The organism is Mediterraneibacter glycyrrhizinilyticus, assembly GCF_015560805.1.
GTDB classification, from domain to species: Bacteria; Bacillota; Clostridia; order Lachnospirales; family Lachnospiraceae; genus Schaedlerella; species Schaedlerella glycyrrhizinilytica_A.
On record NZ_JADMSO010000014.1, the window covers coordinates 26,245 to 41,423 of the forward strand.

11 protein-coding genes are annotated in these 15,179 nt (G+C 43.1%); 8 read left to right on the top strand and 3 right to left on the bottom strand.

Features of this window, described 5'->3' with window-relative positions; translation table 11 throughout:
* Positions 1-58: 58 nt before the first annotated feature.
* Positions 59-1,453, top strand: a complete 1,395-nt coding sequence (locus I2H87_RS12140) for an MFS transporter (RefSeq protein WP_195610139.1) — start codon at positions 59-61, stop codon at positions 1,451-1,453.
* Positions 1,454-1,540: 87 nt separating this feature from the next.
* On the top strand, positions 1,541-3,055 hold the full coding sequence (locus tag I2H87_RS12145) for a family 43 glycosylhydrolase (protein ID WP_195610140.1): 1,515 nt from the start codon (positions 1,541-1,543) through the stop codon (positions 3,053-3,055).
* A gap of 92 nt (positions 3,056-3,147) precedes the next feature.
* Here I2H87_RS12145 and I2H87_RS12150 read toward each other — a convergent pair whose 3' ends face one another.
* Entirely contained in the window at positions 3,148-4,287 is a 1,140-nt protein-coding gene (locus I2H87_RS12150; RefSeq protein ID WP_009268709.1) for an AraC family transcriptional regulator, read from the bottom strand.
* 354 nt (positions 4,288-4,641) lie between these two features.
* On the opposite strand from I2H87_RS12150, the gene I2H87_RS12155 reads away from it, so the two are divergent.
* From I2H87_RS12155 to I2H87_RS12180, 6 genes are all read left to right on the top strand, one after another.
* Entirely contained in the window at positions 4,642-6,330 is a 1,689-nt protein-coding gene (locus tag I2H87_RS12155) for a glycoside hydrolase family 3 protein (protein WP_009268708.1), read from the top strand.
* A gap of 38 nt (positions 6,331-6,368) precedes the next feature.
* The gene (locus I2H87_RS12160; protein ID WP_195610141.1) at positions 6,369-9,179 is read left to right on the top strand and encodes an alpha-L-rhamnosidase; all 2,811 of its coding nucleotides are present in this window, start codon (positions 6,369-6,371) and stop codon (positions 9,177-9,179) included.
* A 71-nt stretch (positions 9,180-9,250) separates the two neighbouring features.
* Positions 9,251-10,108, top strand: coding sequence for an MBL fold metallo-hydrolase (locus I2H87_RS12165; protein ID WP_054704501.1), 858 nt, complete (start codon positions 9,251-9,253; stop codon positions 10,106-10,108).
* 6 nt (positions 10,109-10,114) lie between these two features.
* The gene (pgmB, locus tag I2H87_RS12170; RefSeq protein WP_009268704.1) at positions 10,115-10,747 is read left to right on the top strand and encodes a beta-phosphoglucomutase; all 633 of its coding nucleotides are present in this window, start codon (positions 10,115-10,117) and stop codon (positions 10,745-10,747) included.
* A gap of 63 nt (positions 10,748-10,810) precedes the next feature.
* A complete protein-coding gene (locus tag I2H87_RS12175; protein WP_195610142.1) occupies positions 10,811-11,662 on the top strand; it encodes an MBL fold metallo-hydrolase in 852 nt (283 codons plus the stop codon).
* Between the two features lie 12 nt (positions 11,663-11,674).
* On the top strand, positions 11,675-12,646 hold the full coding sequence (locus I2H87_RS12180) for an alpha/beta hydrolase (RefSeq protein ID WP_195610143.1): 972 nt from the start codon (positions 11,675-11,677) through the stop codon (positions 12,644-12,646).
* A 41-nt stretch (positions 12,647-12,687) separates the two neighbouring features.
* Here the strand turns inward: I2H87_RS12180 and I2H87_RS12185 are convergent, their stop codons facing one another.
* Positions 12,688-13,254: an anthranilate synthase component II gene (locus tag I2H87_RS12185; RefSeq protein ID WP_195610144.1), complete on the bottom strand. Its 567-nt coding sequence runs from the start codon at positions 13,252-13,254 to the stop codon at positions 12,688-12,690.
* Positions 13,251-14,717, bottom strand: coding sequence for an anthranilate synthase component I family protein (locus tag I2H87_RS12190; protein WP_195610145.1), 1,467 nt, complete (start codon positions 14,715-14,717; stop codon positions 13,251-13,253). The genes I2H87_RS12185 and I2H87_RS12190 overlap by 4 nt, the downstream gene beginning before the upstream one ends.
* Positions 14,718-15,179: the final 462 nt, after the last annotated feature.

The window sequence follows — 15,179 nt, forward strand, 5'->3', positions numbered from 1 at the left end:
CCCTCGGCATTCGGTAAACTAGAGATAGTTTAAAGAGAACGAAAAGGAGAGAGAGAAAATGGCAAATGAAAAAACAGTGAGTCAGAACGGCTCAAAGGACCATGTAAGTACCGCGTTTAAGTGGTTCCATGCAACATCTGTAAACGGTGGAGCAATGTTGATCGCGGCAGTTCTTGCAAGTTACTTGTCTGTATATATGACAGATACATTGATGATCCCGGCAGCAACCGCTTCCCTGATCATGTTTATTTCTACATTGTGGGATGCGATCAATGACCCGATGATGGGAGTCATCGCAGACCGGACACATACACGTTGGGGACGTTATCGCCCTTATATGTTCGCAGCTCCGATCTTGTTGACATTCTTCTCCATCATGGTATGGGTTGACTGGGGATTTGAGTCTGTAACGGTAAAAGCAGTTTACGTTTTAATTATGTATATCGGATATGGAATGACTGTTACGATGTACACAATGCCGCAGATGGCAATCCTTCCGGCAGCAGTAAGAGACAATGAACAGAGAAATATGATCATTACACTTGGCGCCGGATGCTGTGCATTTGTATTTACGATCGGAAACACATTTACATTGAACATTACAGGATTCTTTGAGAGTCTCGGATTCAGCAACGGATATGTACCGTTGATGGCAATCTGTGGTGTGCTTGCATTTATTTCCTTCTGGGGATTGTTCTTCACATCCAAAGGACAGGAGAAATATCTCCAGCCGGCAGAAAAAGGAAATCCGTTAAAAGCAATTGCAACCATTTTGAAATACAAAGAAGTTTATCCGAACTTGGTTGCATGGATCATGGCGTCTATGGGATACGGAATGATGTTCTCCACATCTGTATACTACATGATGTATTATTATGAAAGACCTGACCTGATCAGCGTATACATGGGAGTTATTTCTATCGGAGCGATGGTTTCCATGATGGTATTGATGCCGATCGTTCTGAAAATCTTCAAGACAGGACAGAAAGCGTTGATCGTATCACAGGTCGTATCTTGTGCTTGTTATGTACTGTTGTTCTTCACAGGTAAAATGAACTTTACATATTGCTGTGTGATCACATTTATCTCTACATGTTTCGCAGCTATGCAGAATGCACTTGTAAATGTACTTGTAAACGATACAATCGACTTCATTCAGTTAAAAGAAGGAAAGTCTGCAAACGGTGTGATCGCTTCTATCAAAGGATTTGCACAGAAATGTGGTAACACAGTTGTTAGTTCCGGTATCCTTGCAGTACTTGCAGCTTCCGGATATGTGGCAGGTGCGATCGGACAGCAGCCGGACAGCGCAATGTTCGCATTGAACTTCTTGAAATTCGGAGCTCCGACATTGACAGGTATCATCTTGATCATCTGTGTTGCAAAGAACCCGATGGCAAAATATGCAAAACAGATTGAAGAAATGAAAGCGAAAATGAACGCAGCAGAATAAAGAATAGTAAAAGAAAAACTGTCGAATTTGCTCAAGGGAGGGGGAGCAGATCCGGCAGTTTTTTTGATAGAATAGGAGGAAAAGAGGATGAGCAAACATTTAGGATTGAATCCGTATTTACCGTTTTGGGAGACCGTTCCGGACGGAGAACCGCATGTATTTGACGGAAGAATTTATATTTACGGAAGCCACGACAAGCGAAACGGAACTTCTTTTTGTGAGGACGATTATGTGTGCTGGAGCGCGCCGGTAGATGATCTTGGAAACTGGAAATACGAGGGCGTCATTTATAAAAAAACACAGGATCCGATCAATGGAGCGCCATATGACAAAGAGATGCCGGAGTATGAACCCTCCTTTTTCGGAGCGGAAACAAGATTGCTTTATGCGCCGGATGTGACAAAAGGACCGGACGGCAGATATTATCTTTATTATGCGCTGGACACGGTAAATGTGATTTCTGTGGCAGTTTGTGATACTCCGGCAGGAGAATATGAATTTTTAGACTATGTGAGAAGAGCAGACGGGACGATTCCGGAAGTGGGACGGTGGTTTGATCCGGCAATACTTTGTGAAGAAAGCGGCAATTACCTGTACTATGGATTTTGCCCGCCGATGCGCTTTCCGGGAATGGAAGAGTTAGACATTCCGGGAGCGATGATGGTAAAACTTTCGGATGATATGCACACCATTATCAGTGAACCTGTATGCGTGGCAAATGGAATCGATACAGCGAAAGGAACGGCTTATGAAGCACATCCGTTTTTTGAAGCGTCCAGCATCCGTCATTTTGGGGACTGGTATTATTTTGTGTATTCCAGTTTGCAAGGGCATGAACTTTGCTATGGAATGGCAAAAACACCGGAAGGTCCGTTTGAATATAAGGGTGTGATCGTATCCAACGGAGATATTGGATATGAAGGAAATACACTTCCGGTCAATTACACAGGAAATAACCATGGCGGACTTGTTGAGGTGGAAGGTGCGTATTACATTTTCTGGCATCGCCATACACATGGAACTGCATTTTCCAGACAGGGATGTGCGGATCGGGTTGTGATCTGTGAAGACGGAACGATTCCGCAGATCGAGATTACAAGCTGTGGTTTGAATGACGGAGCGCTTCCGGCAAGCGGACAGTATTCGGCGTATATTGCCTGTCATCTGACGGAAGGAGATCGAGAAAAAGTCGGACAGGTGATCATGGCAGGTCCGGGCGAGGCTGTACCGGAACTTCCGGAAGAAATGCCGTATATTACAGAAGAGGTTCGAAATGACGATGCGGTATGTGATGAAGCGACATTGACGAAAGAAGAAAATCTGTATCCTTATATTTGCAATATGCGAAAAGGCGCTTTGGCAGGATTTAAATATTTTGCTTTTTCCGGAAATGAGACGAAGATCGGACTGACACTCAGAGGAGAAGGCACGATGGAAGTTTTATTAGATACTGCCGGGGAAAAAGTAGTCGGAAATTGTGAAAAATCCGGTGAAAATTGGGAGCAAGTGTGGATAACTCTTCCGAAGATCGAAGGAAAACAGGCATTGTATTTCCGCGTTGCAGAAGGTAAGGTTGACTTTGCAGAGTTTGAAATCAGATAGAAGCGTTAGTATACATTAGAAAAGAGGAATTTTTATAGAAAACCAAAAGTGTAAAACAGATGGACTCTATGAAAAATTCCTCTTTTATTTTATTAGTTTGTCTTTTCGTTTTTGACTTCAAACGGAACGAAGGCTTCTTCTGTATGGCTGTTTTGTTTGCGGTATTCCTGCGGTGACATTTTATAAGTGCTGCGGAATACTCTTGAAAAATGATCCGCAGAGTTATAGCCTACTTTTTCGGCAATCTCGCCGATCTTCAGATTGGTATTGGTTAAGTAGTCGATCGCTTCGGCGAGCCGGAGCCGCTTGATCAATCCGGTGAAATTGTGTCCGGTATTCTGTTTGATCAGTGTGCATAGATGCGGTTCACTGTAATGAAACAGTTCGGCAAGAGAGGCTAATGTCAAAGTCTGATAATTGTGCTGGATATACTGTAAAACAAGTGAGAAGTCGGCTCCCATCTGGTAGTCGTAAAATTGTAAAGTTTTGCTGTAATTTCGGAGTAAGTTGGAAAACAGCAGATTGATCCAACTGATACAGCAAGCATTGCTGTAACTGTCGTTTTTATAACTTTCGCCCATTGCATTATGAATGATCTGTTTTAACCACTTATTATTTTCTGAAAAAAACAGGAGATAATTGGCATGGGAATCATCCTGTAAAATGGTTCGGAAAAAATAGGAAAGCAGGTCTTTCCGTGACAGAAGAGAAAAGAATGTCGTATCAAACGTGCTTTTTCGTAACATAATGCAGAACACGGTGGAGTCATCATCGATGACAAGATCGTGTTCGGAAGACGGCGCAATGATACAAAGCTCTCCTTCCTGCATGGTGCGTTTGCTTTTTTCAAAGACAAACGTGCAGCTTCCGCTGGCAACATAATTAATTTCAAAATAATTATGTATGTGAGGCGCGGGACGGGTATAGCGGGGGTGACGGATGATAAAAACATCGCCGGAGTTTGGAAAAATATCTGTTTCTTTTACTTTTGGCGTAATTGAAATTTGCGGATTCAGTTCCAAAGGAAGTTGATCGATGATCTTATTGAACGCATCGTCGTCCATGTCTCCGAACATTTCAGAAGTCAGCATAGGATCCGGAGGCGTTTCCGAGAGAAGTCCTTTTCGGTAAAGGTAATCAGCCATTTCCGGAAACTGCATTCGACTGCCTGTTCGGAAAAAGTAATCTTTCATATGTTGTTGAAATTCACCATAGGTGATGTAGTAAGCCATAGTTTAACCTCAATGCCAGATTTTTTGCCTGAGCAATCTATTTCGTTTTTATGTTTCAATGCCATCAGTGAACAAAAAAGCAAATGTATTCTTGTCTGCTGATGGTATTTATTATAAAGAAAATTTGATTTTCATGCAACTTACCCTGTGGAAAAAGTAAAGGTTTTATGTGTTATATCGTGAAGCGGATGTTAGTGTCAGTGCACATTGACGTTATGAGCAAGTGGTGAAAATACGTCGGATTCTGAAAAAAAAAGTACATGGCAGTTTAGAACGAGATTTTGTAAAATGAAATCAACCTGAAAAGTATGAGAGTTACGAAAAATTTATGGAAATGAGAAGGAGTATAAGGATATGATTCAGTACAAAGAAAATCCGTTTTACTTAACAGAAGAGCAAGTGCAGTGGGTAGAGAGTACCTATGATTCTATGAGTCTGGAGGAAAAAATCGGACAGCTTTTTTGCCCGATCGTATTTACGAAAGATGAAAAAGAATTGAAAGAACTGGTGGAGACAAAGCATATCGGAGGAATGCTTTATCGTGAAGGACCGGGAGAGGAATTAAGACAGTCTCATAAAATCTTGCAGGATGCTTCGAGAATTCCGCTTTTAACAGCTTCGAATCTGGAATACGGCGGAAACGGATCGGCAATAGAAGGAACGTATTACGGAAGAGAAATGCTTGCCGCAGCGACCGGAGATGTGGAGAGAGCATATCAGCTTGGAAAGGTAAGTTGCAGCGAGGGAGCGGCAGTCGGTGTGAACTGGTCTTTTGCTCCGGTTGTGGATCTGGATCTGAACTATCACAATCCGATCACTAATGTGCGTACCTTCGGTTCCAATCTTCAGACGGTGATCGATATGGGAAAAGCATATATCCGCGGTGCAAAAGAAGAAGGCGTGGCGACAAGTGTAAAACATTTCCCGGGAGACGGTGTGGATGAACGTGACCAGCATCTTGTGACAAGTGTGAACGCTCTTTCCTGCAAAGAGTGGAATGAAAGTTATGGAAAAATTTACAAAGAAATGATCGAAGCAGGTACATTGACTGTAATGGCAGCTCATATTGCATTACCGGCATATGAAGAATATTTTGATCAGAAACCGTGCGAGCGGATTCTTCCGGCAACTTTATCGGAAAATCTGTTAAAGAAATTATTGAGAGAACAGCTTGGATTTAACGGTTTGATCGTAACGGATGCAACACCGATGGTTGGTTTCTGTTCTGCAATGGACAGAGCAACGGCAGTACCGCTTAGTATTGAAAATGGCTGCGATATGTTCTTATTTAATCGAAATATGGAAGAAGATTTCCGGTTGATGAGAGAAGGATATGAAAAAGGAATTTTATCGGACGCTCGTTTGGAAGAAGCAGTGAAGCGTATTCTGGCAACAAAAGCAGCGATGCATTTGCCGGAGAAACAGGAAAAAGGACAGCTTGTACCGGATGCATCGGCATTGGATATTTTGAACTGCGAGACGTATGATCGTTGGGCAAAGGAATGTGCGGATGAAGGGGTAACGCTTGTAAAAGATATACAAAAACTTCTTCCGATCGATCCGAAAAAACACAAAAGAGTGCTGCTTGAACTGATGGGTGATTTCCCGTCGAACAAACGAGTATGCGAATCATTTGTACGGGAACTGGAAGCGCGCGGATTTGAAGTGACGGTGTATGAACCGGAAGGATTTGAAGTGATGGAAGATTCCGTGGAAAGCTTTAAGAGCCGTTACGATCTGATCTTCTATGTAGGAAATATCGAAACAGCATCGAACAAAACCGTATCTCGTCTGAACTGGCATACGATGTTTGGTCTTGGAAATAACATGCCGTGGATGGTGCATGAAATGCCGGCGTTGTTTGTCAGCGTAGGAAATCCGTATCATTTGCTGGATGCGCCGATGATCAAAACATTTGTCAACGGATATTGCAATTCCGAATATGTGATCCATGCTGTGGTTGAGAAATTGTGCGGAGACAGCGAGTTTAAGGGAAAATCTCCGATCGATCCATTCTGCGGAAAACTGGATCTGAAATTATAGGTCAGATTTGAGATTGTAAGCGAAAAGGAGAAACATAAATGCGAATTACAGAAACAAAAATAAACGGAATCCAGAACCCGATGGGATTTACATATGATTTTCTGCTTTGTTCTTGGAAAGTGGAAGATACCGAAAGTAAAAAACAAGTCCATGCGAAAATAGAAGTCAGTGAGGATGCAGATTTTACCCGGATTTTGTGGGAAAAAGAAGGGGAAGATCTGAAACAGTCGGGAGAGAAGATCAATCTGGAATTAAAACCGCGCACAACCTATTATTATCGTGTGACAGTAACCGGAGATCAAGGCGATACGGCTGTCAGTGATCTTGCCTATTTTGAAACCGGAAAAATGCAGGAAGCATGGGAGGCGGATTGGATCGCTCCACAGAAGGCGGATGCGTTCCATCCGGTGATCGGCACGAAGTTTGCCGCAGTGAAACCTGTTAAGAGAGCAAGACTTTATACATCCGGTGTGGGCGTGTTTGAGGTTTATCTCAATGGTAAAAAATTAGGAGAAGAATTTTTGACTCCATACGTCAACAATTATGAGGCGAATATACAAGTACTGACATTTCCGGTAGAAGAACTTTGCAGCGGAAATGGGGAAGCCGGAGAAAACAGTCTGGAATTTTTGCTTGGAAAAGGCTGGTATATGGGTGAGTTCGGTCTGGATGGTCAGAAAGAAAATTACGGAGATCGGATGGCTGTGATCGCAGAACTTCATTTGGAATATGAAGACGGAACGACAGAGTGTATCTGTACCGATCAAAACTGGAAATATTGTGGTTCCGATATTGAAGATTCCGGTATTTATTTTGGAGAAGACCTGAACCGTCTGCTTTGGGAAGAAAAAGAAAATCCGTGGAAACCGGTGGAAGTTATTGCTGATCCGGAAGCGGAGGAAGGAACAAAAAATCTTGCAAAATCACATTTGATGGATCGCTTAAGTCTTCCGGTTGTAGCAAAAGAACAAATTTCAGTAAAAGAGATCCTTCACACTCCGGCAGGAGAAACCGTTTTGGATATGGGACAGAATTTTGCAGGATTTGTGGAATTTGATGCGGATCTTCCGAAAGGAACGAAAGTGGTACTTGATTTCGGAGAGATTTTACAGAACGATAATTTTTATCGGGAAAACTATCGGGAAGCCAGATCGCAGTTTGTCTATATCTCCGGTGGAAAACCGGAAACCGTGTGTCCTCATTTTACATTTTTCGGTTTCCGTTATGTCCGTGTGACCGGATGGGCAGGGGAATTGAAGAAAGAAGCATTCCGAGGAAACGTACTGTATTCGGATTTGCAGAGAACGGGATATATCCATACAAATCACGAAAAAATTAATCGTTTGTATGAAAATACGGTTTGGGGACTGAAATCGAATTTCCTCGATATGCCGACCGATTGTCCGCAGAGAAATGAACGTCTTGGATGGACCGGAGATGCGCAGGTATTTGCTCCGACGGCAAGTTACCATATGGACACCCGTGCATTTTTCCATAAGTTTGTAAAAGATCTTCGGGATGAACAGAAGATGATCGATGGCGCTGTGCCGAATTATGTGCCGAATATCGGACATAAAGAGGATGCCGGAAGCGTATGGGGAGATATTGCAACATTTCTTCCGTATACACTGTATACTTATTTCGGAAATCAGGAAGAAATGAATTACTGCTATCCGTTGATGAAAGACTGGGTAGATTACATTGACAGAAAAGACGGAGAACGAGGCGAAAAGCACTATCTGTTCGATTTCGGATTCCATTTTGGCGATTGGCTGGCATTAGACGGCGCGACACCGACAAGTTTTAAAGGAAGCACAGAAGATACTTATATTGCTTCGGTCTATTATTGTGCGTCTGTTCGTAAGACAGCAGAAATTGCCGAGACATTGGGATTGACAGAAGATGCAGCGCATTATCGGAAGTTGGAGGAAAAGATCAGACAGGCAGTGTTAGCAGAATATTTTACTCCGAACGGAAGACTGGCAGTGACAACGCAGGCTGCATATGTGATCGCATTAAAATTCGGAATCTATGTGGATCGAGAATATCTGATCGAACAGTTTAAGAAGAAATTACAGGCAGATGGAAATCAGATTAAATGTGGATTTGTCGGCGCACCGCTTCTTTGTACCGTTTTAGCAGAAGCAGGTTTGTATGAACTGGCATATGATTTCTTACTGAAAGAAGGATTCCCAAGTTGGTTATACAGTGTGAATTTGGGAGCAACAACGATCTGGGAACGTTGGAATTCGGTGCTTCCGGACGGAACGATCAGTCCGACTGGAATGAATTCTCTGAATCATTATTCGTATGGTTCTGTGATGGAATTTATGTATGCGTATGCAGCAGGAATCCGTCCGGCAGAGCCGGGATTTGCGCGGGCGGTCATTGCACCGCATCCGGATGTGCGTCTGCCGAAAATGGAATGCAGTTATGATTCTGTAAACGGAAAATATACATGTAACTTTGAAATTTGTTCTGATGGAATGTTGCATGTGGTTGTGGAAATTCCATTCAACTGCGAGGCGGAAGTAGAGTTGCCGGGATATAAAGAAGGCAAACAGATTTTGAGCGCCGGAAGATATGAATTTGATTATGTACCGGAAACCGATTATTGTCATCCGTACGGAGAAAAGACAACGTTGGCAAGAGTCGGAAAAGACCCAAAAGCGCTTGCTGTTTTGGGAAAATATACACCGGCATTGGCAGGAATGTCACAGTCGGATGACGCAGAATTTTTGTATAACACATTGGAAGAAATCAGTTATCTCGGATTCCTTCCGTTTGATCCGGAAAAGCTTCAGCAGGCGATCAAAGAATTAAAGGAAATCAACGTATTAGAAGCATAAACGTTAGAAACATAAAAGGGCTTAGAAGTATAAAAGGCGATGTAAAATATTGCAGACAAGGAGGAAGGACAATGGAACCGACACTGGAACAGATCTTCGGCAGTTATACTGCATGGGAAGCAAAGGAAGGCACTTGGTTTATCAATTTTATGAACGGCAGTGAAAATATGTATTTGTTAGAGGGAGATGAGAAGGCGCTTCTGATCGATACCGGATATGGTGTGGGAAATCTTCGGGCGTTTGTTGAGAAACTGACGGATAAGCCGATCCTTGTTGCGAATACACATTTTCATCCGGATCATGCGGCGGGCAACGGAGAGTTTGAAGCTGTTTATATGAGCGAGGGAGAGAAGAACGACGCACCGTCAACTTTAACTCCGGGAGCGGTTCCGTTTGATCTTTCAAAGCTTCCGAATCCGGATTATGAGAAAATCTATGTCAAAGACGGAGATGTGATCGAGTTGGGAAATCGTACGATCGAGGTGCTGGATGTAAAGCCGGCACACTGCAACAGCAGTCTGTTTTTCCTGGATCGTAAAGGACGGATGCTGCTTTGCGGAGACGAGATCGATGTGGGACAGGTGATGATGTTTGATAATTCCAAGAATCCGGAAGCACCGTATGATGTGCGGGAGCGGATGCTGAATTTTCGGGCAAATATGCAGCGGGTAAAAGATCTTGGCGATGCGTACGATTGGTTGCTTCCGAATCACAATGGCTATCCGATCGCAAAAAGCTATCTGGATGAGTTTATCGGTCTGGTGGACGCAGTATTTGCCGGAACGGCTGTGATCGAGGATCAGTTGAACCATCCTTTTGTAGAAATGGATCCGAAAGCGGATAAACTTTGCCGTGTAAGATTTAAGCGAGTCGGCATTTTTATAGAAAAAGAAGAATTGATGAAAATTTATGGAAAACAGGAGGGATAAACGAGAATGAAGGCATTTATTTTTGATTTGGACGGAGTGATCGTATTTACAGATAAATTCCACTATCAGGCGTGGAAGAAAATGGCAGATGAGATGGGAATTTATTTTGACGAAACGATCAACAACCGTCTGCGCGGAGTAAGCCGTGCAGAGAGTCTGGAAATTATTCTGGAACGATATGAAGGCGAGCCGCTTTCGGCAGAGAAAAAAGCGGAATTGATGGAGCAGAAAAATAATACATATCGGGAACTGTTGGCAACAATGACACCGGCGGATGTATCGGACGAGGTAAGAGAGACTTTGAAAACACTGCGTGAACGTGGCTGCAAACTTGCTATCGGTTCTTCCAGTAAAAATGCAAAGTTTATTTTAGAGAAAGTGGAATTGCTGAATGCGTTCGATGCGATTTCAGACGGAAACAATATTACACATTCCAAACCGGATCCGGAAGTTTTCCTGAAAGCAGGAGAATTTTTAGGAGAAGATCCAGCAAACTGTGTAGTCGTAGAAGATGCATACGCAGGAATTGACGCAGCAAAGGCAGCAGGAATGTTGGCAGTCGGTTTGGGCGATGCGTTCGGATATGAGAAAACAGATGTGAAGATCGAGCATTTTGCACAGCTTTTAGATGTAGAATAAATCAATCAGAGGGAACATTTTACAATTAATAATAAAAAAGTAAGTGTGTGGGAGGAAAAAATTATGTATTATCAGGTGGAAGAACAAGATGGGTATTACCGGATCGGAAGTCCGGAAAATGTATTCTGTTATCTGTTTGTCGGAAGTAAACAGGCGGCGTTGATCGATACAGGACATGGTTTTGGAAATTTGGAACAGACGGTGCGCTCGGTAACAGACAAACCGTTGGTGATTATCAATACGCATGGACACTGCGATCACACCGGAGGAAATGCACAATTTGAAGAGGTGTGTTATATCGGTGAAAAAGATATTGCGCTTTGTCAGGAACATTCAGAGGCGGCGATGCGAAGAGATAATGCAAAACGTGCGGAAAATAGTATGAATTTCGAAACCGGAGAGACGTATAACGGACTTCCGGAAGGATTTAATCTGGAAGAATATTGCAGCCGTGGAACGGGAACGCTTCAGACAGTTTCGGAAGGAACGGTGTTTGATCTCGGTGGGATTACACTCAAAATTTATGAAACGCCCGGACATACGCAAGGCGGCATTTCTGTGTTATACTTAGAGAAAAATATACTTTTCGTCGGGGATGCAACCGGAATGTTTGTTTGGCTCTTTGCAAAAGAGACAACAGATCTTACGACTTATGTAGAAGCCGTTCAAAAGATGTACGATCTGGATGCAGTTTCCTACATCGGCGCACATAATCCGAATCCAATGAAAAAGGAACAACTGTTGCGTTATATCCGTGCAGCCAAAGAGGCGGATTATGATGCAGGGGAACCATTTGAAAGCTTTTTCGGAAAGGAATATGAGCCAAGAGTCTGTGCATTGGATCATATGACAATGGCAGAAATGTTCCATCCGGATTTTGCGTCAGTCGTGATCGGAAAGGATAAAAGAAAATAGGAGGCTACCGGTATGTTGACAGAGACAATCAAACTTTATGAAGACAGAGAAGATGTAACATTGACCACTTATGTGATCGCAGAGAAAGGTGAATTACGTGGACAGGGAAAACGACCGGCTGTTTTGATCTGCCCGGGCGGCGCATATATGAGCTGTTCCGATCGTGAGGCAGAACCGATCGCATTGAAATTTGCGGCAATGGGGTATCATGCATTTGTGCTTCGCTATTCGGTATACGGAGAAGGAGACAATAGTTTTCCGGATCTGTCAAAGCCGTTAGAGGTAAAAGAAAATTGTCAGTTCCCGAATCCGATGTGTGAGATCGGAAAAGCAATGCTGATCATCCGCGAACATGCGGAAGAGTGGTCGGTGGATATGGATCGCGTAGCAGTCTGCGGTTTTTCCGCAGGCGCGCATAATACAGCAATGTATGGTGTGTATTGGGATAAACCGATCGTTACAGAGAAACTGCATACAACAAAGGAAATGATCCGTCCGGCGGCGCTGATCCTCGGCTATACATTGAGCGATTACATTTATATGAAAGAAGCAGCAGGCGCATCCTCAGATCCGATGGCAGATGGGCTTTTTGCGGCATCTAATACGGCATTCCTTGGTAATGCAAAACCGGATGAGGAGAAACTTCTTGCAGTCAGCCCGGCGCGTCTTGTGACGGAAAATACGCCGCCGACTTTTTTATGGGCGACATCGGCGGACGAACTTGTTCCGGTTCAGCATAGTCTCCGGATGGCGCATGCTCTGGCAGACCATAAAGTACCGTTTGAGATGCATATTTTTGAAGAGGGAATGCATGGTCTGAGCGTTGCGACACAGGCGTCCGCAGGCGCAAAAACACAGATCAATGCGGATGCGGCGAAATGGGTGGATCTGGTGGAAGCCTGGCTGAAAAAGCGGTTTGCGTTAGAACTGCCGGAGAAGTTGACGTTCGAGGAGATGCTGGAGCAGATGAAAAAGGGAATGTAGTAAGGATTGTTTTTCCCTTGTACACTGACGTTAATAGTGGCTCATATCTTCTTTATAAAATTTCTGAGCATCTGTTTTCCGTTCGGTGTCATAATGGATTCAGGATGGAACTGTACACCGTATATGGGATATTTTTTATGTTGTATCGCCATTACCACACCGTCTGTAGTGAGTGCTGTTATTTTTAATTCTTCGGGAATGGTGTTGACATCAGCTATTAGGGAATGATAGCGTGCGACCGGTGCGGTTTCGGGACAGCCATTGAATAATGGGCAATCTGTGTTAAATTTCACATCGGACTGTTTACCATGCATTAGTTCCTTGGCGTAAGTAACGGTCGCACCGAAAGCAACACACATTGCCTGATGTCCAAGACAAACGCCAAGTATCGGAATATCGTGGATCGTTTTTACCACATCTATGATGATACCTGCATCCTCCGGTCTGCCTGGACCGGGGGAAAGGATAATGCGGTCAGGATTTAGGCGTTTAATTTCGTCTACTGTCATTTCATCGTTTCGGATGACCTTGATATCCTGCTCGATTTCACCAATAAGCTGAAAGAGATTATAGGAAAAACTGTCATAGTTATCGATCAGTAAAATCATAATTCTACCTCCTGTGCAAGTTCTAGTGCTTTAAGTGTAGATTTGGCTTTGTTCAGGCATTCTTCAAATTCTTTTTCGGGTATAGAATCTGCTACGATTCCTGCGCCGCTTCTGACGAATACCTTGCCGTTTTTCTTGTAAGCAATGCGGATGGCAATGCAAGTATCCATATTTCCGGTAAAATCAATGTAGCCGATTGCACCGCCGTAAATACCACGCTTGTTGTTTTCAAGTTTTCCAATTAGCTGACAAGCTCTGATCTTTGGAGCGCCGGAAAGTGTTCCGGCAGGCAATACCGATTCAATGGCATCCAGTGCATCGTGACTTTCACTGATCTCGCCGCGCACTGTGGAACCGATGTGCATAACATGAGAGAAGCGTTCAATGGAATGGAACTTTTCGACTTGTACAGTACCGAACTTGCTTATTTTTCCGAGATCGTTTCGTCCTAAATCAACCAGCATATTGTGCTCGGCAAGTTCCTTTTCGTCTGCAAACAGTTCGGATTCGAGAGCGTTGTCTTCCTCCACAGTTTTCCCTCTCGGTCGTGTTCCTGCGAGGGGGAAAGTGTGCAGTACACCATTTTCAAGTTTTACAAGTGTTTCAGGGGATGCCCCTGCGACCTCTACGTCTGTTCCTGAAAAATAGAACATATATGGTGATGGATTGATGGTGCGAAGCACACGATAGGTGTTGAAAAGACTTCCTGTAAAGGGGGCAGAAAGACGGTTTGACAACACAATCTGGAAAATATCGCCTTCTCGAATATGGTGTTTTGCTTTTTCCACCATATCGCAAAATTGCTTTTTATCAAATAGTGGTTCTACCTTACCGAGTAGTTTGCCGCCGGATTCGTTTTTCTTCCCACCGTTTTTAAGAAGCGATACAAGTTGTTTTAATTCCATCACTGCTTTGTTATATTCGACCTCAATGTTATCGAGCGGCATATTGACAATGAGAATGATCTTTTGCCGTAAATGGTCAAAGGCAATGACTTTGTCAAAAAGCATCAAATCTACATCTTTGAAATGTTCCCGGTCTTCCACATCGCATTTTACGCTTGGTTCGCTGTAACCAAGATAATCATAGGAAAAATATCCGACAAGACCTCCTGTAAAGGAAGGAAGATAATCAAAGCGAGGACTTTTGTATTCTAAAAGAATTTGTCGGAGATAGTCGGCTGGATGTTCCGTTTTCACGTTTAGATTCCCAATCTTCATTTCGCCGTTCATACAAGTAATCTCTATTTGGGGATTAAAACCAAGGAATGTATATCTTCCCCATGTTTCGTTTGCCTGAGCAGATTCTAACATATAACAATGCGTAGATACATTTTTCAGTATCTTCATAGTTTCGATGGGTGTGGTAAAATCGGAAAGTATCTCACAACTCACAGGGAGCACGTTGTATTTCGGATCTGAAGCAATCCTTTTTATTTCAACTAAAGTTGGAAGAAATTTCATTTGCTGTACCTCCAAAATATAAAAAGTGGTTTGGTTGCGTTTGCATTTTGGCTTTAATCTTCTGTCAAAGTAGTTTCTTAAAAGCAAAAACGTCCTTGACAGAAATGTATTTTCTGTCAAGGACGAATAAAAACTTTTATCCGCGGTGCCACCTTGATTCATAAGAATGATCCTATGCGCTTAGCAGGATACCAACATATCCCTGGCAAATGACGTCTGCCTGCAACGTCGCAGAGTACTTTGTGAAATTCACATTTGACTGCGCCCTCGGCGGTCCATTTGACAATTTGTTTCTTACCTGACTCTCAGCAATACAGGTTCTCTGTAAAGGCATCATTGCCGTTATCTCCGCTTCAACGGTTTACTGTATTAAATTTTAAACAGTATAGTATATTTGATTTGCGATGTCAATGGATATTTACATAATTTGTTTAAATTGACCAAATGACTTAATTGCAAACT